Origin of the sequence: Sinomonas gamaensis, from assembly GCF_005876955.1 — a bacterium.
Lineage (GTDB): Bacteria > Actinomycetota > Actinomycetes > Actinomycetales > Micrococcaceae > Sinomonas > Sinomonas gamaensis.
The window spans coordinates 455,128-476,156 of sequence record NZ_SSCL01000001.1; the positions used below are offsets into that span (position 1 = coordinate 455,128).

General features: G+C 67.6%; 21 protein-coding genes and 2 pseudogenes. 12 read left to right on the plus strand and 11 right to left on the minus strand.

Annotated features, from left to right (window positions below):
- The first annotated feature begins 11 nt into the window (after positions 1 to 11).
- Positions 12 to 1,493, plus strand: a complete 1,482-nt coding sequence (locus E5679_RS02120) for an APC family permease (RefSeq protein ID WP_138413418.1) — start codon at positions 12 to 14, stop codon at positions 1,491 to 1,493.
- Between the two features lie 495 nt (positions 1,494 to 1,988).
- Here E5679_RS02120 and E5679_RS02125 read toward each other — a convergent pair.
- From E5679_RS02125 to E5679_RS21505, 4 genes and pseudogenes are all read right to left on the minus strand, one after another.
- Positions 1,989 to 2,126 (minus strand): annotated as a pseudogene (locus E5679_RS02125) (aldehyde dehydrogenase family protein); the annotation flags it as partial.
- Positions 2,127 to 2,838: 712 nt separating this feature from the next.
- Complete coding sequence (locus E5679_RS02130; protein WP_138413419.1) at positions 2,839 to 3,039, minus strand: hypothetical protein; 201 nt, start codon at positions 3,037 to 3,039, stop codon at positions 2,839 to 2,841.
- 109 nt (positions 3,040 to 3,148) lie between these two features.
- Positions 3,149 to 3,862 carry a GlxA family transcriptional regulator gene (locus tag E5679_RS02135; RefSeq protein WP_249335905.1) on the minus strand — a complete coding sequence of 238 codons (714 nt, stop codon included), beginning with the start codon at positions 3,860 to 3,862 and terminating at the stop codon, positions 3,149 to 3,151.
- 1 nt (position 3,863) lies between these two features.
- Positions 3,864 to 4,373: pseudogene (locus tag E5679_RS21505) on the minus strand (DJ-1/PfpI family protein); the annotation flags it as partial.
- Here E5679_RS21505 and E5679_RS02140 point away from each other — a divergent pair.
- From E5679_RS02140 to E5679_RS20715, 5 genes are all read left to right on the plus strand, one after another.
- Positions 4,272 to 5,003 carry an HD domain-containing protein gene (locus E5679_RS02140; protein ID WP_138413420.1) on the plus strand — a complete coding sequence of 244 codons (732 nt, stop codon included), beginning with the start codon at positions 4,272 to 4,274 and terminating at the stop codon, positions 5,001 to 5,003. The pseudogene E5679_RS21505 and the gene E5679_RS02140 overlap by 102 nt on opposite strands.
- Before the next feature lie 115 nt (positions 5,004 to 5,118).
- Entirely contained in the window at positions 5,119 to 5,937 is an 819-nt protein-coding gene (locus E5679_RS02145; RefSeq protein ID WP_138413421.1) for an MFS transporter, read from the plus strand.
- Positions 5,928 to 6,218: a hypothetical protein gene (locus tag E5679_RS02150; protein ID WP_138413422.1), complete on the plus strand. Its 291-nt coding sequence runs from the start codon at positions 5,928 to 5,930 to the stop codon at positions 6,216 to 6,218. The genes E5679_RS02145 and E5679_RS02150 overlap by 10 nt, the downstream gene beginning before the upstream one ends.
- A gap of 43 nt (positions 6,219 to 6,261) precedes the next feature.
- Complete coding sequence (locus E5679_RS02155; protein ID WP_212746893.1) at positions 6,262 to 7,236, plus strand: NADP-dependent oxidoreductase; 975 nt, start codon at positions 6,262 to 6,264, stop codon at positions 7,234 to 7,236.
- A gap of 96 nt (positions 7,237 to 7,332) precedes the next feature.
- On the plus strand, positions 7,333 to 7,596 hold the full coding sequence (locus tag E5679_RS20715) for a hypothetical protein (RefSeq protein WP_171042210.1): 264 nt from the start codon (positions 7,333 to 7,335) through the stop codon (positions 7,594 to 7,596).
- Here E5679_RS20715 and E5679_RS02165 read toward each other — a convergent pair.
- Entirely contained in the window at positions 7,579 to 8,373 is a 795-nt protein-coding gene (locus E5679_RS02165; RefSeq protein WP_138413423.1) for an SDR family oxidoreductase, read from the minus strand. The two genes, E5679_RS20715 and E5679_RS02165, sit on opposite strands and share 18 nt — an antisense overlap.
- A gap of 85 nt (positions 8,374 to 8,458) precedes the next feature.
- Here E5679_RS02165 and E5679_RS02170 point away from each other — a divergent pair, with 85 nt between their 5' ends.
- Positions 8,459 to 9,364, plus strand: coding sequence for a sigma-70 family RNA polymerase sigma factor (locus tag E5679_RS02170; protein WP_138413424.1), 906 nt, complete (start codon positions 8,459 to 8,461; stop codon positions 9,362 to 9,364).
- 178 nt (positions 9,365 to 9,542) lie between these two features.
- On the opposite strand, the gene E5679_RS02175 is transcribed toward E5679_RS02170, so the two are convergent.
- From E5679_RS02175 to E5679_RS02190, 4 genes are all read right to left on the minus strand, one after another.
- Positions 9,543 to 10,373: a DeoR/GlpR family DNA-binding transcription regulator gene (locus E5679_RS02175; RefSeq protein ID WP_249335883.1), complete on the minus strand. Its 831-nt coding sequence runs from the start codon at positions 10,371 to 10,373 to the stop codon at positions 9,543 to 9,545.
- A gap of 105 nt (positions 10,374 to 10,478) precedes the next feature.
- Positions 10,479 to 11,057, minus strand: coding sequence for a P-loop nucleotide/nucleoside kinase family protein (locus tag E5679_RS02180; protein ID WP_138413425.1), 579 nt, complete (start codon positions 11,055 to 11,057; stop codon positions 10,479 to 10,481).
- 10 nt (positions 11,058 to 11,067) lie between these two features.
- Positions 11,068 to 12,381, minus strand: coding sequence for an MFS transporter (locus E5679_RS02185; RefSeq protein ID WP_138413426.1), 1,314 nt, complete (start codon positions 12,379 to 12,381; stop codon positions 11,068 to 11,070).
- Positions 12,382 to 12,437: 56 nt separating this feature from the next.
- Complete coding sequence (locus tag E5679_RS02190; protein WP_138413427.1) at positions 12,438 to 13,085, minus strand: bifunctional 4-hydroxy-2-oxoglutarate aldolase/2-dehydro-3-deoxy-phosphogluconate aldolase; 648 nt, start codon at positions 13,083 to 13,085, stop codon at positions 12,438 to 12,440.
- 307 nt (positions 13,086 to 13,392) lie between these two features.
- On the opposite strand from E5679_RS02190, the gene E5679_RS02195 reads away from it, so the two are divergent.
- Entirely contained in the window at positions 13,393 to 13,923 is a 531-nt protein-coding gene (locus E5679_RS02195; RefSeq protein ID WP_138413428.1) for a hypothetical protein, read from the plus strand.
- Between the two features lie 62 nt (positions 13,924 to 13,985).
- Here E5679_RS02195 and E5679_RS02200 read toward each other — a convergent pair whose 3' ends face one another.
- A complete protein-coding gene (locus tag E5679_RS02200; RefSeq protein WP_138413429.1) occupies positions 13,986 to 14,399 on the minus strand; it encodes a VOC family protein in 414 nt (137 codons plus the stop codon).
- 168 nt (positions 14,400 to 14,567) lie between these two features.
- Positions 14,568 to 15,491, minus strand: coding sequence for a LysR family transcriptional regulator (locus E5679_RS02205; protein WP_212746894.1), 924 nt, complete (start codon positions 15,489 to 15,491; stop codon positions 14,568 to 14,570).
- Between the two features lie 175 nt (positions 15,492 to 15,666).
- Here E5679_RS02205 and E5679_RS02210 point away from each other — a divergent pair, with 175 nt between their 5' ends.
- The 4 genes from E5679_RS02210 (at position 15,667) to E5679_RS02225 (ending at position 21,021) form a co-directional block, all read left to right on the plus strand.
- On the plus strand, positions 15,667 to 17,049 hold the full coding sequence (locus E5679_RS02210) for an MFS transporter (protein ID WP_138413430.1): 1,383 nt from the start codon (positions 15,667 to 15,669) through the stop codon (positions 17,047 to 17,049).
- Between the two features lie 36 nt (positions 17,050 to 17,085).
- On the plus strand, positions 17,086 to 18,576 hold the full coding sequence (gene tcuA, locus E5679_RS02215) for an FAD-dependent tricarballylate dehydrogenase TcuA (RefSeq protein WP_138413431.1): 1,491 nt from the start codon (positions 17,086 to 17,088) through the stop codon (positions 18,574 to 18,576).
- Positions 18,577 to 18,776: 200 nt separating this feature from the next.
- On the plus strand, positions 18,777 to 19,781 hold the full coding sequence (locus E5679_RS02220) for an aldo/keto reductase family protein (RefSeq protein WP_138413432.1): 1,005 nt from the start codon (positions 18,777 to 18,779) through the stop codon (positions 19,779 to 19,781).
- A gap of 31 nt (positions 19,782 to 19,812) precedes the next feature.
- The gene (locus tag E5679_RS02225; RefSeq protein ID WP_138413433.1) at positions 19,813 to 21,021 is read left to right on the plus strand and encodes a mandelate racemase/muconate lactonizing enzyme family protein; all 1,209 of its coding nucleotides are present in this window, start codon (positions 19,813 to 19,815) and stop codon (positions 21,019 to 21,021) included.
- Positions 21,022 to 21,029 lie beyond the last annotated feature (8 nt).

Here is a 21,029-nt window from a genome sequence, read left to right on the forward strand (position 1 = left end):
GGAGGACCACCATGAACAGCATTGAAGCAAGGGTTGGCGACCGCGACGACCCGGCATCGTCCCAGACCACAGCCCGCACCACCCACTCCACGTCCCTGCGAGCCGGGACTGTCGGCGTCCTCGGCATCGTCTTCTTCGTCTTCTCCACCCAGGCCCCGCTGACCGGCATCGCCGGCGCGAGCGCCCTCGCCGTCGGCCTCGGCAACGGCGCGGGCGCACCGGGAGCCTATCTCGTCGTCGGCCTCGTCATCATGCTCTTCGCCGTCGGATTCGTCGCGATGAGCCGCAGCGTCGACACCCACGGCGGGTTCTACGCCTACGTCAAGGCCGCCTTCGGGCGCCGGCTCGGCGGCGCCGCCGCGTGGCTGGCCATCCTCACCTACGTCTCGGTTCAGGCCGGCATGTACGGGCTGTACGGAGCCTCGTTCTCCGGTCTGCTCGGCACAATGGGAATCAGCGTCCCGTGGTGGATTCCCACTCTCGCGACAGTGGCCTTCGTCCACTTCATGGGCACCCGCAACATCGAACTTGGCGCGAAGGTCCTCGCCGTCCTCGTCGGCCTCGAGACATCCGTGCTCCTCGCCTTCGCCCTCAAGGTCGTCTTCACAGGCGGCGGTCCCGAAGGGCTCAACATTGCCGCAAGCTTCAGCCCCTCCGCCGTCATAACCGGCGCTCCGGGCGTGGCCATCATGTTCGCCATCGCCTCGATGTTCGGCTTCGAGTCCACCGCGATCTACTCTCAGGAGGCCAAGGACCCCAAGCGCACCGTCGCCCGCGCCACCTACCTCTCTGTCTGCCTCATCGCCGGGTTCTTCGCCTTCGTCTCCTGGACCATCGTCAGCTTCTACGGGGCGAGCAAGGTCGGCGACGCGGCAGGGTCTGCCATTCAGTCCGGGGACACGACCTCGTTCGTCTTCGGCGCCCTCGTGGAGACCCTCGGGCCCTGGGCCGGGGTCACCGCCCAGGTGCTGCTGCTGACCTCGCTGCTCGCAGGCGTCATGGCCCTGCACAACAGCGTGAACCGCTACTTCCACTCCCTCGCCCTGCACCGCTCCCTCCCTGCAGTGCTCGCCCGGACCAACCGGCATCTAGCCCCATCCCGGGCCGCGATCGCGCAGACGGCCCTGACTGTGGTGCTCATCGTGCCGTTCGCGATCTTCGGACTCGACCCGGTCCTGACCCTCTTCTCCTGGTTCTCGGGCCTCTCCGTCGCGTCACTCCTGGTCGTCTATGTGCTCACCTCGGTCGCCGTCGTCGTCTTCTTCCGCCGCAACCGCAGCGACGGGAGCATCTGGAAAACCCTCGTCTCGCCCGCCGTCTCCACAGTGCTCCTGATCGGACTGCTCAGCCAGGTCGTGGCCAACTTCAACCAGCTCATCGGCGGCGACGAGACCACCGCAATCGTCCTCCTCGCCGTCGTGCCGGTCTTCTTCATCCTCGGCATCATTTTCGAACGCAAGAAGGTCAGAGAGGAACTCACGCCGAGGCTCTAGGAGCCGGACATGACCGGTGGGGCAGGGGAGAAGCTCCTCACGCCGCGCCTTCCCCCGTGGACTCCACGCAGGGGAGACCAGATCGAGATCCGACGCGCCGGCAGGCCGGTGCAAGGCCGAGGAGGTTGAAGCCGTCATGCCGGACGGCTCCGGCTTCTGGATCAAGCTGGTCGGCATCCACCAGCGACGCTACGTGCGTGTCGACGACCCCGCCTACTAGATCTGGGCGTGAGCGGCCGGACCAAAGGGCGGCACCGAACCCAGGCGATTCATCCTTCGCTTGCCGAGCTTCCCGGCCGTTGGCAGATCGCCGCTACAGAAAACGGCTGGTTCCCCGGGTTCGTTCATTCTCAGCACACGAACGCGGGGAACATCGCTCTGTCTGTGGGCGGCTCAGCTGTTGATGATCTGGGGCTGCCGAGGTGATTCAGCCCCTCGGTGCCGGATTCGAGGCCGTAGCGGACTGCTTGGGCTCCGCCGAAGGGGATGCGGGGGTAGAACGCTCAGCGGCGTGTACTCGCTGGGCTTGACCATGACGGCGTTGCCCATCCGCAGGGCAGGGCCCAGTTGTCAGACGGTGATCATCATGGGCCAGTTCCACGGACAGATCGCCCCGACCACGCCTAGAGGGCAGTGGTGCCGCTGGGCGTGCTCGACGGAGCGGTCCCGCCGTGCCCGTGGTTGCCGCCGCCCTGACCGAAGCCGGAATCGGCGTCGACCGAGGTGTAGTCGGCGCTCACCTCGTGCAGAGGCGTGGTGCGTCCTGAGGTCTTCGCGAACGATCGTTTCTCGACGCTCTGTCTTCCGCCTTGATCGGTGGCAGGACACGTCCCAAGGCTCCGGATCTTGGCCGCATCGAGAGCCCTACCGTCAGGAAAGGGAAAGCCCCTCGCGAGAGGGGCTTTCGACGGATTGGACACTTGGTGCTTGGTGTCGGTCGTTTCTGACGTGCTCCTCCTCTCCCGGCCAGGCAAGGCCGACAACGGTTTTGGCAGTAAAGGATGCTAATAAACACGCAGACTCCTGTCCAGACCAGTAGTCCCTCTGGTGCGGCCCTCAGTCCTTGGCCGGAGCACGGGGCGGCGAAGAGATCTTCTGCACGGCTCGCGCGCCGCCAGCCACAGCTGGTCATGTCAACCAGAACGAGGGCCAGGATGGCAGCTGGACCCAGAACCACTGGCGGCTCCGTGTCCGTGACTTGGATGTTGCCGCTGTCGTACGTTCAAAGGGCATTTCATCGTGCGGGGTATCCGCACCTCGGGCTGGGCCGAGCCCTCCGGGAATGCTGAAGGGAACGCCTTGCACGGTGGACGGGCGGCACGGGGGTCTGGCCCAGGTCGACGCCTCAGGCGGGCTCGGCGTGGGGCATCTCGCGGGCGATGGCGTCGAGGCCCTCGCGGTAGCTGGTCACGTGGAAGTCTGGGAACAGGGCCGTGAACTTGGTGGAGTCAAAGACGTTGTCGTGGCGGTACCGGGGCAGCAGCTCGCGGATCTCGCGGGCCGGCGCAGAGAGGATTCCCGCCGCGCGCAGTGCGCACTCGGGCACTGCCCGATAGCTCGGCTCGCGGCCGAAGGCGGCTGCGGCGATGCCGACGAACTCGCGGTAGGTGGGCCTGTGCTCGTCGACGGGGAGGTGCCAACGGGTCCGGAGTCATTCAGGGAGGTCCTCTGCCATAGCCTGGCCGAGGGCGCTCCGGAACCTGCGCTGGTAGGCCGCGGGGGACATCTTGAGCTCGCGGGCGAAGACTCTCCGAAAGGCTCTCGTAGCTGGGAAATCCGGCTTGGACGGCTGCAGTGGTCGCTGTATGGCCTTGGGTGAGCAGCGATTTGGCGATGTCGAACCGGATCGATTCGACGTAGCGGGCGGGCGTTGTCGCCAGCTCGTCTCTGAAGAGCCGGGTGAGATGGCGGGGGCTCAGGTTCAGGTGGCGGGCGAGCTGTGCCAGCGAATGGTCCCCGGTCGGGTCGGCGGTGACGATGTCCAGGATGCGCCGCAGCGCGGGGGTCCGCGGCGGTGCCACGGCAAGAGGCGCTGAGAACTGCGATTGGCCCCCTGCGCGTTGCAGGTAGACGACCAGCGCCCGGGCCACATGACGGGCGAGCTCGGCGTCGTGGTCCTCCTCCACGAGAGCGAGGGCAAGGTCGATGCCTGCGCTGACTCCTGCGGAGGTGTAGGTCGTGCCGTCGCGGGTGTAGATGGCGTCGGCCTCGACAGCGATGTCGGGATAGCGTGCGGCGAGCTTGTCGGCGACCTTCCAGTGCGTGGTCGCCCGTTTGCCGTGCAGCTGGCCAGCGGCAGCGAGGATGGATGAAGGCGCCGGTGCAGATCGAGGCCACTCGGGTTGAGCGCGCGGCCAGCTCGCCTGCAGCATCGGAGAGTTCCCGAGCGACGCTCAGGCGTGGATAGATGTCGCCACCGGTCACGAGGAGCGTGTCGGCGGCCGTCACATCACCGGGAGCGAGGCCAACGGAGAGCCTGATGCCGATCGAGGTGGTCACGTCGGCTCCGGTCGGGGAGACCAGTTCGACGCCGTAGCCGGCCCCGAGGCGGTTTGCCTCCGAGAACACGTCGGCCGGACCTGCCACGTCCAGCAGCTTGACCCCGTCGAAGACCAGGATCACCACTCGATGCTCGCGGGGCGTCGCCGCCCGCTCGCGCATGTCCGGAATCGGGTACTTCATGGCCGCTCTCGCGCGGCGCGCAGGCCCGGCCCCGGACCAGTGTGGAAGTCGGACGGTCCGTCCTTCCAGACACCCTGAACAGAAAGCGGAGCTGCCATGAACGACATCATCGCAGGAGTCGAGCTTCCCGACACCGAGGCGACCACCGAGGCCACGCGCCTCGTCGCGGAAATGACTAACCCCCTGCTCTTTCACCATTCCCGGCGCGTCTTCCTCCTGGGCTCGCTCCAAGCGCGCCGGCTCGGCCTGGAACCCGATCCAGAGCTGCTGTACCTGGCGGCGATGTTCCACGACGCCGGGCTGCTGACTCCGTTCTCCACAGCGGCTCAGCGCTTCGAGCTCGACGGCGCCGACCACGCCCGCCGCTTCCTTCTCGAGCGAGGCTTCTCCGCCCAGTCCGCTGACGTGGTGTGGGGCGCCCACGCCCGCCACACCACCCCCGAAGGCCCCCGGGGCCTGGGCCCCCCGTGCGCCGTCTCCCCGCCCCCGCCCGGGCCGGGGGCTGGGCCCCCCCCCGCCCCCCCCACCACCCCAGAAGTCCCCGGGCGCATGGGCCCCGAGATCGCGGCCACCAATCTCGGCGTGCTCACCGACGTGATCGGAATCGGTCTGGACGATCTGTCCCCGGATGCGGTGGAGGAGATCACGGCCGTCCACCCGCGCGGGGACTTCAAGAAAGGCTTCCTCGATGCCTTCCGCGAGGGACTCAAGGACCGGCCCCACACCACGTACGGCACGGTCAACGCCGACGTGCTGGAGCACTTCGTGCCGGACTTCCGCCGCGGAAGCATGGTCGAGCGAATCCTCAACTCTCCTTGGTCGGCCTGAGGTGGGGGAGACGAACCAGACAAGGACGAGGCCTCCCGTCGAAGTGCCCGCAGGCCGGAGGACGCTCGGCAGACGGGCCGCATTCGCCGTGCTGACTGCCGCGACTGGCAGCCTCATGGCATCCGCTAGCGCACCCTCCCCCCCCCTCTACCCGCTGTATCGGGAACGCTGGGACTTCTCGATGGCGATGCTGACGGTGGTCTTCGTGGTCTACGCTGCCGGCCTGCTCGGGGCGCTTCTCACCATGAGGTCCCTCAGCGACAGGCTCGGACGCCGCCGGGTTCTTTTCTCGGCGCTGCTCCTGGCCGCCCTCAGCATGGCGATCTTCTGGGCCGCCGACGGCCTCGGCGCGTTGCTGATCGCCAGATTCGTCCAGGGCGTGGCAAGCGGGACAGCGATGAGCGGTCTCGCCGCCGGCCTCCTGGACATGCTGCCCGCCGTCCGCGCTCACGCTGGCGCGAGGGTGACAGCGATCGCCACCAGCGCCGGGATGGCTCTCGGTGCAGGGGGCATGGGCCTGCTGCTCGAAAGCTCAAGCCGTCCCGACCGCTACGCCTTCCCTCTGCTAGCAGCACTGTTCGTCTGCCTGGCCGCCGCAATGCTCTTCCTTCCTGAGGTGAGCACCCCGCTTCCCTTCGGCTGGGCGGCGCTGCGACCCCGAATCGGCATCGATCCCGCGGCGCGCAGCACTTTCCTGGCTACGGTTCCCACGACGGTCGCGGGCTGGGCAGCCACGGGGCTCTTCCTCGCCCTTGTCCCTTCGCTCGTCCGAGCGGTTGTCCACGTTGAAATCCCTGCCATCGGAGGCCTTTCCATCACATGCCTCTACCTCGCGGTGACCGCGGGCGGGCTGTGGGCAGGCCGTCTGCGCCTCGCCACGGTCACGTTGCTCGGCAGTGTCCTCATGGGCCTCGGGGCACTCGCGTGGGCCTGACCTTCAGCGGCAATCTTCGCGCAGTCGGAGCCGCGACCAACGCCGAGAATCGGTCTGCAACGTTCGCCATCGTCTATCTGATCAGCTACACATCGCTGAGCCTGCCGTCCTTGCTCGCGGGCATCGCGGAACCATTCTGGGGGCTGAGGGCAACGGCAGACTGCTATCTGGCCTTCGTCGCGCTCCTCGCCCTGACTGCGGCAGCCCGTGCCATGTCCAGAAATGGGTGGTTCACGTCCATGCCGAGGCGGCACCGTGCGGGCGGTGTGACGGATGGTTGACAGGGCGCGGCACGCGCACCGAGACACACCGAAAGAAGACTCCATGAACATCACCGAAACCCCGAACCGCCTGCCTCGACAGATGAAGGCACTGCGCGCCCATGCTCGTGGCGGGGCCGAGCAGTTGGTCTACGAAGACGCGCCCAAGCCGCCCGCCCCCAGCGGCTCCGAGGTCTGCGTCCGGGTCAAGGCCGCGGCCATTACCTTCGATGAGCTGACCTGGCCGGAGACCTGGGAGCGGGACGGCGTTGACCGGACTCCCATCATCCCCTCGCACGAATTTGCCGGAGCAGTTTCCGCGGTGGGGTCTGACGTTGAAGGCCTCTCGATCGGTGACGAGGTCTTCGGGCTCGTGCCGTTCAACCGCGATGGCGCCGCCGCTGAGTATGCCCTCGTGCCGGCCACCCACGTCGCCCGCAGGCCGGCAAGCGTCTCGGATGTCGTGGCCGCAGCCGCTGTGCTCCCGGCGCTCACGGCAATGGAGGCCCTCGACGAGCATCTTGGACTCGTGGCCGGGCAGCGACTGCTCATTCGCGGTGGCACGGGCGCTGTGGGCTCCTTCCTGGCCCAGTTCGCCCACGGCATGGGCATTTCTGTCACGGCAACAGTCAGGGCCTCGACAGCGGTCGAGCGCGCCAAGCAGCTCGGCGCGGATGAGGTTCTCGTGGCCGAAGAGGCTGCCGGAGTCGCGGCAGGCACCTTCGATGCGGCCATCGATGCCGCCGGGGCGGGAACACCGGAGTGGCTCTATCGGGCGGTCCGACCCGCCGGGCGCGTCATCACGCTTCAGGAGCTCCCCGACGCCGACCTCGCACAGAACCTCGGTGTCGACGCACGCTTCTTCGTGGTCAGTGCACGCACCGAGAGCCTCGAAAGGCTCGGTGCCATGCTCGCCGCCGGCGACGTCGAGGTCGCCGTGGCCCAGACCTACCCTCTCTCCGAGGGTCGTGCCGCCTACGCCGGCAAGGGACAGGCTCAAAGGCCAGGAAAGACCGTTCTGGAGGTAGCGACGCACTAGCTGCACCGGCCGTCGGGCCGGTGCAGAGGGGCTGCCGTACCTTACGGGTCCGTCGATGCAGTCCACGCGGACTTCGCCCCTTGGGGGCGGATGCTGATGATCGTCTTTCCCTTGCGGCGGACGGTGGGGTTGAGCCCGACTGATGGACATCAGCGTTCGCCCGGGGTTGATCGGGGCCGCGGACCGCTTCTGGATGTCGCCTCCCATGACATCGAAGACCAGGTCGATGCCGCCGACAGCGTCGAGCGCATCGTTGTCGAGGTCGAGGAACTCGTGCGCTCCGAAGTCGAGCGCCTTCTCACGGTCGCGCGTCCTGTGCCGAGGCGCTCCTCGATTCAGCCGTCACACCCGGGCCAGTGACCTGGTGGCTAGGAAGTCCTCCCAGGTTGCTCGCCCCACGGTACGGTCCGCGGCGATGTTGGCGCCCGCGCGGATGGCCTGCGCGGCGCCGCCCGGCATCGGCAAGGGTAGGAGCAGCCGGTGCAGTCCGGCCGCAACGATGTACGAGCGGATGAGGTCCTTCATGCTGTGCACCGTGGGCCCGGCCAGATCGGGCACGAGGCCGGCCGGGGCGCCGAGTGCGAGCTCGGCGAGCCGGTCCGCGACCTCGCCCGAATCGACCGGCTGGAACCGGAAGCCGGCGGGCACCGGGATGACCGGCAGTTTGGCCATTGCCTGGGCCGTCAGGAGCGTGAGCTCGAAGAACTGGGTCGCGCGGAGCATCGACCACGGGATCCCCGAGGACTCGATGACCCGCTCGGCGTCGCGCTTCGACGCAAAGTACGCGAACGCCGCGCGGTCGATCCCGCTCTCCACGGGGATCGTGTCCGCGCCCACGACAGAGATGAAGACAATGTGGCCCACACCGGCCCGCTTGGCCGCCTCGACGAGGTGCCGCGCCTTGTCGCCGTCGCCCTTCTGAGTGCCGGCGCAGTGCACGATCGTCGCGACGCCCTCGACTGCGGGGCCGACGCCCTCGCCCGAGGAGAGGTCGGCCGCGAAGTACTCGACGCCGTCGTGCGCCGGCCGCACGTGCCTGCTCAGGACGCGCACGGGCTGTCCCGCGGCGCGGAGACGCGTCACCACCTGCCGCCCCAGGACGCCCGTTCCGCCCGTGACCAGAATCGTCGATGCCATGACCTATCCCTTCCTCGAGTGACCGGGCGCGGTTTCGAGCGCCTCTACTTGTCATGACCCCCTCGAGTGCAGGAATGTGACAGCCGTGGATGTCGAAGATCTCCTGGCGAGCCGATTCGAGTCCGAGCGCGGGCGCCTGCGCGCTGTCGCGTACCGCATGCTCGGCTCGCTTCCCGAGGCGGACGACGCCGTGCAGGAGACGTGGCTCAGGCTCGCCCGCACCGACGCGGGGGCGATCGAGAACCTCGGCGCATGGCTCACGACCGTCGTAGCTCGGATCTGCCTCAACATCCTGCGGGCGCGCGCCCTGCGGCGCGAGGAGCCGATCGACGAGCTCGAGGACGCGCTCCGTGCCGGATCCGCGGACGGCCCTGAAGAGGAGGCGGTCATGGCGGACGCCGTCGGGCTCGCCCTCCTCGTGGTGCTCGACACGCTCCAGCCCGCGGAGCGGCTTGCGTTCGTGCTGCACGACATGTTCGACGTCCCGTTCGACCGCATCGCGCCGATCCTCGGCAAGTCGCCCGAGGCGACGCGCCAGCTCGCAAGCCGCGCACGGCGGCGGGTCCGCGGCTCCGCGGCGCCCGATCCCGACCGCGAGCGGCAGCGGCGCGCCGTCGAGGCCTATCTTGCTGCGGTCCGCTCGGGCAACTTCGACGCGCTCGTCGAGCTGCTCGCGCCCGACGTCGTGATCAATGCGGACGCCGCGGCGTCCCCCTCGCGCCTCGCCGTGATGCTGCGCGGCGCCGAGCAGGTCGCGCACGCAGCCGTCGCATCCGCTGTCCGCGCGCCGTTCGCCAGGGTGGCCCTCGTCAACGGGCGGGTAGCGCTCGTCGTCGCGCCGAGGGGCCGCCTGCGGCTCGTGCTCGCGTTCACGGTCGACGGTGATCAGATCACCCACATCGACGTCGTCGCGGAGCCCGCGCGGCTCCGGGCCCTCGAGGTGGCGGTTGTGGACGCTGAACGAGGTCCTCGTCAGGCCGCCCGCTCATAGGCTGCGTCCTCGGCCATCCCGGTCGTTCACCGCGCTCCTCCGCTCGCTTGAGCGCTCGACGCACCTGCCGCTCGATCGGCGGGGCGAGCTGAGCCCGGAATCCCAGCTAGGCGGGATACCGGCTGCCTCTGCTCGAGCTCCTGCGGCAACATCAGCGGCCGCTTTCGCCTTTATGGACTTATGGACGCAGCGGCGCTCCGGCGGACGGGCCGGTCTCCTGACCTCCGACGGCCGCGATCCGCAGGTCCACGCCGAGCTCTTTGACGGCGTCCTGCTGCTCGGAGGGAAGTTCGGAATCGGTGACGATGGCGTCGAGGGCTTCGAGGGGGGTCACCTTGAAGCGCTCGAAGGTGCCGAACTTGGTGCTGTCGGCCAGTAGTACGGAGGTGGATGCGGCGCGCATCGCAGCCCGCTTGAGGACCACCTTCTCGGTGGAGGGGGTGGTGACCCCGTGTTCGAGGTCCCAGGTGCCCGTGCTCAGGAAGCAGATGTCGAGGTTGATGGACTCGAGGGTCGCCGCGGCGAGTGGGCCGCTGCTGGACCTGCTTTCGACGTCGACGGTCCCCCCGGTGTGGATGGCCTCGATGTGGGGGTAGTCGAAGAGCGCGGTGACAACGTAGTAGTCGTTGGTCACAACCGTTACCTCCCGGCGCGCGGCGAGGAACGGCACCACTGATTCGCAGGTGGTGCCTGCGTCGAGGAAGACGACGGCGCCGTCCGCCACGAGCTCTGAGGCGGCCTCGCCGATCGCGTGCTTGCGCGGCAGTTCGAGTTCGGCGCGGGAGCTCCGCTCCGGCGGTGGCTCGACTCCGCCCCGCTCGGACAGCCGCACTCCGCCCTGCACGGCGACGACCTGTCCGCTGTCCTCGAGGGCTGCGATGTCGCGGCGGACGGTCATGTGGGAGACGTGCATCAGGTCCGTCAGGCTCCGTATGCTCAGCACGCCGGCGGAGCGGAGGAGCCGCAGCAGCTCCTGCTGCCGCTGCTCTGGGATCATGGGGCTGGTCACTGCCTGGAGGTTCCTTCCGTTCGTGCCCGTTCATCATGGCCGCTGGGCGCCTCCGCGCACAAAAGGCCGGGCGGGCCATTCGCCCGCCCGGCCTTCCGGCTGTGGCTACGCCAGGGCTCCGATGGCCCGGTCCAGTGCTTCGGGCGTGACGCCCTCGCGGCTGTTGTCGAAGAGCACGTGGTGCGCGCCGCGCCACCTGCAGTCCGCCGCCTGCGCCGAGGCCCAGAACTCGTCCCAGTGCGACAGCTTCCAGGCGTCGCGCTCGTACCCTCTGCCCTCGACCCGTTGCCTCACCCGCGAGCCTTCGACGGTCACGTGGACCACGGTGGCAGCGGTGTCCTCAGGCCAGCGATGCCGCTGGGCCGCCTTCTCGAGGAACGCCTCGTCGGGGAAGTAGCGGACGAAGGGGGCGTCGAGGACGACGGAGTTCCCGAGTCTGAGGTTGTCTCCGGCGACCTGCAGGAGCGCGGAGTACTCGAGGTCCATGACCACGCGCTGGTAGAACTCGTTGTTGTCCCGCGCCTGCTTATCCGTGCCGGCCTGTTCGAGCAGAGCCTCGGTGAAGGGAGTCGCGAGGCTGTCCTTGTCGAGGTAGACCGCGCCGGTGCGCTCGGCGATCAGGGCCGAGAGGGTCGACTTCCCGGACCCCGCGGGGCCGATGACGAAATAGAGCTTCACTGCCACGTCTCCAGTGTCATCCCTGGACGGCCGAGCGGTCCTTGACGAAGACGCCGTAGGCGACAGCGCCGACTAGGAGGAGTACCCCGCCGATCACGAAGACGAGCGTGTAGTTGCCGCCTGTGCCCGCGAGGATCGCCCCCGTTACGACGGGGGCCACCGCCGCGCCGAGGAAGCCGCCGAAGTTCTGGATGGCTCCGAGCGAGGCGACCTGGTTGGGCCTGGCGATGTCGGCGGCGAGGGTCCAGAGGCACCCGATCGGAACCTGGGCTGCGAAGTAGCCCACGGACAGGAGCGTGATCGCCAGCGCCGAGTTGTCCACGTAGGCGACCGGGAGTACCGCCGCGGCGGCGAGGACTGCCCCGCCCACGATCGGCACTTTTCGGGCCAGGACGGTGTTGACCCCGCGGCGTACGAGGCGGTTCGAGATGTAACCGCCGACGAGGACGCCGAAGACGCCGCAGAGGAAGGGGAGGGCGGCCAGCCAGCCGCTCTGCGAGAGGCTGAAGCCGCGCGCGGTCTGGAGGTAGCTCGGGAGCCAGGTGAGGTAGACCCACACGGTGTAGAAGATGCCGAACGCGCCGAGGATCATGAAGTAGGTGTTGGCGTGGCGGAAGAGCTCTCCCCAGCCGACCTGCTTGACCTTGGCGTCGGCGGGCTCCTCCTCGGCTGCGCCCTTGATACGGAGCTGTTCCTGGAACGACGGGTCGCGGTAGAGGCGCAGCCACACGAGCACGATGATCAGCCCGAGCGCGGCGATGAAGACGAACATGCCCCGCCAGGACATGGTGATCAGCAGGAATGTCAGGAGCGGGGGCGCGATGGCGTTGGCGATCTGCGAGCCGGTGTTCACGATGGACACCGGAAGAGCCCGCTCAGTCCTGTTGAACCAGCGGTCGGTGACCTTCAGGCTCGCAGTGAAGAACGGCGATTCGACAACCCCGAGGGCCACGCGGGCCGCGTAGAGGAGGCCGAACGTGTTGGCGGCGGCGGAGACCGCCGAGACGAGGGACCAGAGGCCGGCCGCCCACGCGAACGTCTTCTTCGGGCCGAACCGGTCCACGAGATAGCCGGCGGGCAGGTTCGCGATCGCGTATGGCCAGGAGAAGGCCGATAGCAGCAGGCCCATCTGCACCGGGTTGAGGCTGAACTCCTTGGCAATGGTGGTGTTAGCGATGCTGAGGTTGCTGCGGTCGAGATAGTTGACCACGCCGCCGATGACCAACAGGGCCACGAAGACCCACCGGATCCGGATCGTGGCCGAGGCGGGTTCCGCGTCCACCGCGGCCTCGGGGTTCGTCGCCCCCAGATTCGACGTTGAAGGGGTCATGGTTCACTCCTTTGTTTGTGTGCGACGAACGCCGCGGGTGAAGAAAGGTCGGGCCCTCAGGCGCGCGCCGCTGCGATGGCCGAGAGCAGCTCTTTGGCCGCCCTGGTCACCCTGCTGTAGTCGCCGTCGACGCGGGCGGCCTTCGTGACGCTGCTTCCCACGCCCACTGCTGTCACCCCGGCGCCGAACCACTCGGCCACGTTGGCCGCGTTGGCCCCGCCCGCGGGGAGAAGGGCCGCCTGCGGCAGGGGGGCCTTGATGGCCCTGACGTGCGCCGGGTTGATGCTCTCCGTGGGGAACAGCTTGACGAGGTCGGCCCCCTCCTCGAGGGCGGAGACAACCTCCGACGGCGTGTACGCGCCTGGGATGGACACGGCTCCGTAGCGGTTGGCCGTACGGATCATCGGAAGGCTCACATTGGGGCTCACAAGAAGGCGGGCACCTGCTTGGAGGGAGGCGAACGCCGCGGCCTCATCGAGTACCGTCCCGGCTCCGACCGCGATGCCCTCCGACCCGTAGTCAGAGGACAGCGACCGGATGACGTCCAAGGCGCCGGGGACCGACAGGGTGATCTCGAGCGCCCTAATCCCGCCCTCGATTGCCGCGCGGGAGACTGCCAAGGCCTCTTCTGCAGACTCCAGCCGGACGATCAGGACAGCCCCGGTGCTCACGATGCTGTCCATGACAGCGTGCTTGGTTAACATCACGCTCCCATGTTATCACTAAAATTCACACATGTTCCAGCGGTATGTGAAAATTTTATCTACCAGCGGCTCTTCTAGGTGCTTGCATGCCCCGATTTGGACGCGATCCTGCCTGCGTGACGATTTTGCTTTTAGGTACCGGCGAGTATGCTCGCGCCATTGGGGGAGCGCAGGCAGTGCTCCAATACACGTGAAGGAGCACACCGTAAGCGAGCAGCACCCGCAATCAGAACCGCTGCCGTGGCCCCCGAAACCTCCGGTCGCCCCGTGGACAGCCCAGCCGAATCCAACGCCGACCCTCTGGCAGGTGCAACCTCCCGCCCGGCGCCAGTCGTGGCCGACCCAGTTCAACCCCGCACACGCGGGGATGCGGTTCCTGAGCGCCCATGAGGCCGAGCGTTCCCGGAGGTGGCGCCTCTTTATCGGGATCGCGGGGCTGATCCTCGGGGGTGGAGTCGCCTTCTATGCCTATGAGAACATCGCCTCGGTCATCCGAGCCCTGAACGCCATCGAGGCGCAGGGCCGGTACGTCTCTCAGGGCGCCTTGACGAATGCCGTGCTCATCATCGCCGTCTACGTCCTCGTCGCACTCGCATACCTCGCGGTGGGCGTCTGGAACATCATCGCCCGCCGAGGAATGTCGTCCGGCCCCGTGATCGCCAGCCTCGTGCTCTCTTCGGTCGTCATGGTCCTCGTCGTGCTCCTGCTGATCCGGTCCGCTTCGACCGGAGGCGTCCCGCAGTTCGGCGGAGTTATCACGAACGTGTTCATTATCTTGCGCTCGATCGGCATCCTGCGGATGAAGAAGGAGCCGGTTCCGTACGAGACTGCCTACTGAGGTGTGCGGCCTCGTTGCCGCAGGGGAAGATCCCCGCAGCCTCTCCTGGGAGCGGCGGTCGCTCAGTGGTAGATGCGGCTGTCCAGAGACGAACGAGGCAGCTGCAGCGGGCTCGGGTGGGCGATCACCACGCGGATGCCGTCGGGATCCTGCCCCTCGACGAAGGTCACGCCGCCCGAGGTATGGGTGTCCGTGTAGCCCTCGGCCGACTTCAGGGCTTCCTCGAAACGATGAAGGCCCTCGAGGGTGTCCACACCCCACATGAGGTACTGGGTGCCGATGCCCTCCAGAGGATGAGGTGCCTCCCGCCCCTTCTCGACGAGATAGATCTGGAACCCTCCCGGGGCCAGCAGGAGCGCCCCGCCGTCCGCATCAAGCTCCGTCCGGCAGCCGAAGATGCCCGTGTAGAACCGGACGGATCTGTCCAGTTCCCGGACAAAGAGGACTGTCGAAGTGACCTTCGCGGCAGGTTCCATCCCCTGATTCTCGCGACCGCCCCTGTGCCGCATCAAGCCGTCGCGCCACTAATCCAGGTGGGTGGCAATCTACAGAGTTTGTTGATCGTCGGGGTGGAGAGCCAGGAAATGCGGCGGAAGCCAAAGATCTAGGCCGGCGCGGTGAGCCCTTCGCTCCTGGGCCGAGGTTCATTGTGGATCCGGGGGCCTCCATGCCCTGCCGGTGGCAATGAGGATCTTCCGCATCGCGTCGGCCGCAGGCGAGAGGCGCTCGCCCAGCCTGTGGGTGAGCAGGATGCGCCGGGCTGGAGGGGCGGGGGAGACGACCGTGAGGACTGTGAGGTCGTTCCGGAGACTGTGGAGGGCGAGCTGGGGCACTAGGGCGATGCCCATCCCGACGGCGACCATCGCCTGCGCCTCCTGGTAGCTGCGGGCCTCGAAGGTGACGATCGGGTCGAAGCCCGCCGCATCGCAGGCGGCCTGGAGCAGGGCCAGGACCTTGGGGGCGCTCCGGATGATCCATGGCTCGTGCCTGAGGTCCTCCATCCGCACCGACGACTTGTCGGCGAGGCGATGGCCGGAGGGGACGAGCAGAACGTTCGGATCGCGGATGATCAGCTCTGTCGTCCTGCCCGTGTCAGGCCTGGTACCAGAGGTTTCGCGGTCCCAGGTGATGGCGAGCTCGATCTCGCGGGACTCCAGAAGGCGCTCCAGACCTGTCATCTGCTCACTGTGGATCCGCAGGTCAACCCCCGGATTCTGCCCACGGAACGCCGAGATTGCGATGGGCAGGAAAGACTCAGTCACCGTCGGAATCGTGCCGAGCCGGAGCGTGCCGGTGTGGAGCCCGGCGAGGTCGGCGAGTTCTTCGTGGGCAGCCGTCAGGGACCTCTCGATCCTCTCGGCGTGGCGGGCGACGGCGCGCCCGGCCTCGGTCAGGGTCACGCCCCTGGGCCTGCGCTCGATCAGAGGCTGGCCGGCTTCGTCCTCGAGCTGGCCGATCTGCTGGGAGATGGCAGAGACGGTGTAGTTGAGGCTAGCCGCCGCGGCAGTCAGCGATCCCGCGCGGGCCACCTCGACCAACACCAGCATGCGGCGGATGTCCATCGGCATACCATCAGCCTACAGCTGTACTAAAGGAGACTTCAGAAGGTTTAGCTGGTGCACAGGCAATAGGGGCGGCACAGTTGTTGGGGAAGGTTCCTTCGAGACCGAGGCCCAGGACATCGGGCCCCCTGCTTTCCTAGGCATCACGACCCCGTCGGTGCCGTCTATCGAGGAGGATAGATTGCTGACCCCATCCTTGGCGGCCGCGCGCATGGACCGCCTGCCTATCACGAGGGCGCACAGGATCGCCCTGGTTGCCCTGGCCTTCGTCTTCATGTTCGAGTTCGGAGACCTCAACACCTTCGCCTATGCGGCGCCAGCACTGGTGAAGAATCTTGGATTCTCCGTCCAGGACGTCGCCCTCGTCACCTCGTCCGCCTTCCTCGGGATGGCCATGGGGGCGATCTTCGGGGGGCGTGTCTCGGACCTGATCGGCCGCAAGCGCGCGCTGCTGTACGCAACCCTGACGTTCTCCGTCTGCTCCCTCGCCAACGCCGGCGGCTTCGACGTGCCCAGCTTCGTTGTGTGTCGCTTCTTCACGGGCATCGGCCTCTCGGCGATGGTTGTCGCCGCCACGACCTACATCTCGGAGGTCATGCCTGCACCCCGGCGAGGACGCATGCAGTCTGCAGTCATGGCCGTCGGCCTTGCGGGGATCCCCTGCATGTCCTTCTCAGCCCGGGCCATCATCCCTCTGGGTGGCGACGCCTGGCGGCTGGTCTTCGTGCTCGGCTCCGGGGCACTGCTGGCCGTCCCGGCGCTCCTGGCCCTCCCGGAGAGCCCGCGCTGGCTCGTGCACAGGCAACGCCCTCACTCCGCCGAGGCCGCCATCGCCCGGTTCGAGGCTGGCGCGGGGCCGCTTGAGCCAGTCCAGGAGGAGGCCAAGCCGGCGGTGCCCAAGACAGGGGATTCGCGCTACCGGCATCTGTTCATCGGCCGCACCGGCCGGACGACGGCGTTTCTGGCTGTGGTGTGGGTCTTCCAAACGCTGGGCTTCTACGGGTTCGTCGCGTGGGTGCCGACTCTCCTGGCCCAGCACGGCTTCAGCGTTGCCGAGTCCCTCGGGTTCTCCGCCCTGACCACCATCGGCGCCGTGCCCGGGGCCCTGCTCGCCTGGCCGGTGACCGACCGGCTGGGCAGGAAGGTTCCGCTCGTCGTCGTCTCCCTCGCTACCGCTGCCAGCGGCCTCGCCTACGGGCTGACCTTCAACCCGGTGGCCATCGTCGTCTTCGGCTTCTGCGTGAACCTGCTGATCCAGACCTTCGCCACCCTTCTCTACACCTACAGCCCCGAGCTGTTCCCGACCGGGGTGCGCAACGCTGGGCACGGGCTCGTCTACGGCACAGGGCGCCTGGCGAACATCTTCGGCCCCATGATCGTCGCCGCGATCTTCGCGAGCCTGGGCTACCAGGCGGTCTTCGTCTATATCGCGCTGTGCTGGCTGGTCGTCGCCGTCGCCATCGCAGCCTTCGGGCCCCGCACCGGAAGACGGCCGCTCGAAACCGTCGCCGAGGACGGAACGCCCACGGGCCAGACCACCCGCACAAATTCGGCCTCGGCCTGACCCCCTCGACCCCACCCTCAAGCGAAAGGCGCTCCCGTGAATGAACCGAACCAAACCCGCCAGGACAAGGCCGCCGACGTCATCGTTGTCGGCGGCGGCAACGCAGCCTTCACTGCGGCGCATGCCGCAGCCGTGCGTGGGCGGAACGTCCTGCTCCTGGAGAAAGCACCCCGCGATCTCTTCGGCGGCAACAGCTACTACACCGCCGGCGCCACCCGCATCGCCCATGACGGGCTCGCCGATCTGCAGGACCTGATCGAGCCGGACGAACGCCACCCGCTCACCGAGGTCCCCCCGTACTCGGCCGCCGACTATCGCCGGGACCTGGAGAAGGTCACAGACGGGCGCAACGACCCCGAGCTGACCGAGGTGCTCGTCAACGAGGCCGGCCCGGGGCTGAGATGGCTGAACTCCCTGGGCCTGAAGTACCGGCTCATGTACGAACGCCAGGCCTACGAACGGCCCGATGGAACCTACCTCTTCTGGGGCGGGCTGCACGTGGGCAACGTCGGTGGCGGCGAGGGCCTGATGCACGACCACCTGAAGGTCGCCGAGAAGCTCGGCACCGAGGTCCGCTACGGCCAGGACGTCTCCGGCCTCCTGACCGAGGGCGGGAAGGTGCGCGGAGTGAAGGTGCGCCAGCAGGACGGGAGCATGCTGGAACTGCGCGCCGACTCCGTCGTCCTCGCCGCCGGCGGGTTCGAGGCGAACCGCGATCTGCGCCGCGCGCACCTCGGCGAGGGCTGGGAGAACGCCAAGGTCAGGGGCACTCCCTTCAACACCGGCCAGATGCTCCTTGCCGCCCTTGAGATCGGTGCCGCCCGCGGCGGGGACTGGGGCAGCTGCCACTCGACCCAGTGGGACGCCTTCACCCCCGACAACGAATCCAATCGCGAACTGACCAACCGGCTCACCCGGCAGAGCTACCCCCTCGGCATCATCGTCAACAGCGACGGAGAGCGCTTCGTGGACGAGGGGGAGGACTTCAGGAACTACACCTACGCCAAGTTCGGCAAGCACATCCTCCAGCAGCCCGGCTCGATTGCCTACCAGATCTTCGACGACGCCCTGCGCCCGATGCTGCGAACCGAGGAATACGACATGCCAGGAGTGTCCGTAGCCTCGGCCCCCACCGTCGAAGAGCTCGCCGAGAAGATCGGCCTCGACCCCGAGGCGCTGGCCAAGACCGTCAACGACTACAACAACTCCATCGACCTCACGATCCCCTTCGACCCCAACATCAAGGACGGGCGCAGGGCCGACACGAAGCCGGTCAAGAGCAACTGGGCCACGCCCCTGGCCACGGGCCCCTTCTACGCCTACGCGGTCACCTGCGGCATCACCTTCACCTTCGGCGGCCTCAAGTCCGACACCGACGGAAGGGTCCTTGACACGTCCGGCGCGCCCATCCCGGGCCTGTTCGTCTGCGGTGAGATGCTCGGCGGCCTCTTCGCCGGCAATTATCCAGGAGGCTCCGGGCTGGCAGCAGGAGTCGTCTTCGGCCGCCGGGCAGGCTCGCTGGCCTGAACGAGGACTTCCGGCGCCGGCATGCACGGTAGCTCGCAACAGGCACCTCGAAGGCCGAGGGCCGGCGCCGGAACCATGGTAGGCCGGGGTCGCCGCTGCGAGGCGTCGTGTGAGCTTTTGATCTGGGCGGGCCGCCACCTATAGTTCAGGACACATACTAATTTGACCTCCCCTTCGATGGGAGTGACGTAGGAGAAGCGATGGAATTCAGATACCTCGGTAACTCCGGTTTCAAGATCTCCGAGATCATCTACGGAAACTGGCTCACCCACGCCTCCCAGGTCGACGACGATACTGCGGGCAAGAGCATCCACGCGGCTCTCGACGCGGGCATCTCCAGCTTCGACACTGCCGACGCCTACGCCAACACAGCGGCCGAGACCGTGCTCGGCAACGCCCTCAAGGGCGAGCGCCGCGAGAGCATCGAGATCTTCACCAAGGTCTATTGGCCGACGGGCCCGGGCGGCAAGAACGACACCGGTCTGTCGCGCAAGCACATCATGGAGTCGATCAACGGGTCGCTGAAGCGGCTCGGGACCGACTACGTCGACCTGTACCAGGCGCACCGCTTCGACTACGAGACGCCGATCGAGGAGACGATGCAGGCTTTCGGCGACATCGTCCGTCAGGGCAAGGCGCTCTACATCGGGGTGAGCGAGTGGAACGCGGACCAGATCCGCGCCGGGCACAAGCTGGCCACCGAGCTTGGGTTCCAGCTCATCTCGAACCAGCCTCAGTACAACCTGCTGTGGCGCGTCATCGAGAAGGAGGTCGTTCCCACCTGCGAGGAGCTCGGCCTCTCTCAGATTGTTTTCTCGCCGATCGCCCAAGGCGTCCTGACTGGCAAGTACGTGCCGGGCCAGCCGGTGCCGGAGGGATCGCGGGCCACGGACGAGAAGGGCGGCAAGAACATGATCTCGCGGTGGATGCGAGGTGACATCCTCGCCGCCGTGCAGAACCTGAAGCCAATCGCGGACGAGCTCGGCCTCACCCTGGCGCAGCTGGCGGTGGCCTGGGTGCTGCAGAACCCCAACGTGGCTGGAGCCATCGTCGGGGCGAGCCGCCCCGAGCAGATCGCGTCGAACGCCGCAGCGGCGGGCGTCACGCTCGAGGCTACCGTGCTGGCGAAGATCGACGAGGCCATCGGTTCGGTCGCCGAAACCGACCCCGCGCTGACGCAGTCCCCAGCGGGCCGGGTGGCCTGAAGCATCACAACCCTGAGCCTGGGAGGAAGATTTGAGCATCCGCTCCATAGAGACCATCCGGACCGAGATCCAGCCGAATCTGGTCATCGTCGCCCTTGAGGATGAGAGCGGTGCGGTCGGAATAGGGGAGACGTTCTTCGGCGCTGGAAGCGTCGAAGCCCACATCCACGAGGTCCTCGCGCCCATCCTCGCCGAGACGCGCACGTCTGCTCCGCAGGCCATCGCCGCGGCGCTGTCCTCGTACGTCGGCTACACCGGCTCGGGCACCGAGACGCGCGCGAACTCCGCTGTGGACATCGCGGCTTGGGACCTGCTCGCCAAGCGCGCGGGTCTGCCCCTGAACGAGCTTCTGGGAGGCCCCCGCAAGGACAGCATCCCCGTCTACAACACCTGCGCCGGCTACTCATACATCAACGCCCAGTCCCGCCAGTCCTCCTCCAACTGGGGAACCGGAGTCACGGGCGAACGCCCCAACGGAGAGTACGAAGACCTCTGGGCCTTCCACCGCGAACCGGCGAAGCTGGCAAGGGAGCTGATGGACGCGGGCTATCCGGGAATGAAGATCTGGCCCTTCGACAGGGCAGCCGAAGAAAGCGGCGGAAGCCGGGCCGCGGACCTCAGGGACGGGCTGCACGTGCTCGAGCAGATCCGGGACGAGGTCGGGACCGGTATCAAGGTGTACCTGGAACTGCACTCCCTGTGGACCCTCGCCGGAGCCGAGCGTCTGCTCCGTGCGGTCGAGCCCTTCGAGCTGGAGTGGGCGGAGGATCCCGTCCGGTCGGATCGACCCGACTCGCTCGCCGCCCTCAGGGAGCAGACCTCCGTTCCCATTGCCGGTGGGGAGAGCGTCGGAGCAGGGTATCTCGGGTACACGTCGCTGTTCGAGAAGAAGGCACTCGACGTCGCGATCCTGGACCTCGGATGGTGTGGGGGCATCACCGCGGGCACTGATCTGGTCGCCCTGGCCGACCACCACGGGCTCGCGGTCGCCCTGCACGATTGCACCGGACCGGTCTCACTCGCGGTCGCCGCCCACCTCGCCACTACAGCACCGAACATCCAGGTCCAGGAAGTGGCCAGAGCCTTCTACCACGGCTGGTATCCGCAGATAGCCAGCGGACTGCCGCATCTCGAGCGCGGTCGCCTCTCTCTTGCCGAAGCGCCCGGCCACGGGATCGAGCTCACGGACGAATGGCTGCAGCACCCCGGAACTTCCAGGAGGAAGACCCTGCTGAAGTGATTCCACCG

Coding starts and splice junctions, on each gene's coding strand:
- E5679_RS02120 (WP_138413418.1), top strand. CDS start 12: ATGAACAGCATTGAAGCAAGGGTTGGCGACCGCGACGACCCGGCATCG.
- E5679_RS02140 (WP_138413420.1), top strand. CDS start 4,272: ATGAACGACATCATCGCAGGAGTCGAGCTTCCCGACACCGAGGCGACC.
- E5679_RS02145 (WP_138413421.1), top strand. CDS start 5,119: ATGGCATCCGCTAGCGCACCCTCCCCCCCCCTCTACCCGCTGTATCGG.
- E5679_RS02155 (WP_212746893.1), top strand. CDS start 6,262: ATGAACATCACCGAAACCCCGAACCGCCTGCCTCGACAGATGAAGGCA.
- E5679_RS20715 (WP_171042210.1), top strand. CDS start 7,333: ATGATCGTCTTTCCCTTGCGGCGGACGGTGGGGTTGAGCCCGACTGAT.
- E5679_RS02165 (WP_138413423.1), bottom strand. CDS start 8,373: ATGGCATCGACGATTCTGGTCACGGGCGGAACGGGCGTCCTGGGGCGG.
- E5679_RS02185 (WP_138413426.1), bottom strand. CDS start 12,381: ATGACCCCTTCAACGTCGAATCTGGGGGCGACGAACCCCGAGGCCGCG.
- E5679_RS02190 (WP_138413427.1), bottom strand. CDS start 13,085: ATGTTAACCAAGCACGCTGTCATGGACAGCATCGTGAGCACCGGGGCT.
- E5679_RS02200 (WP_138413429.1), bottom strand. CDS start 14,399: ATGGAACCTGCCGCGAAGGTCACTTCGACAGTCCTCTTTGTCCGGGAA.
- E5679_RS02205 (WP_212746894.1), bottom strand. CDS start 15,491: ATGCCGATGGACATCCGCCGCATGCTGGTGTTGGTCGAGGTGGCCCGC.
- E5679_RS02220 (WP_138413432.1), top strand. CDS start 18,777: ATGGAATTCAGATACCTCGGTAACTCCGGTTTCAAGATCTCCGAGATC.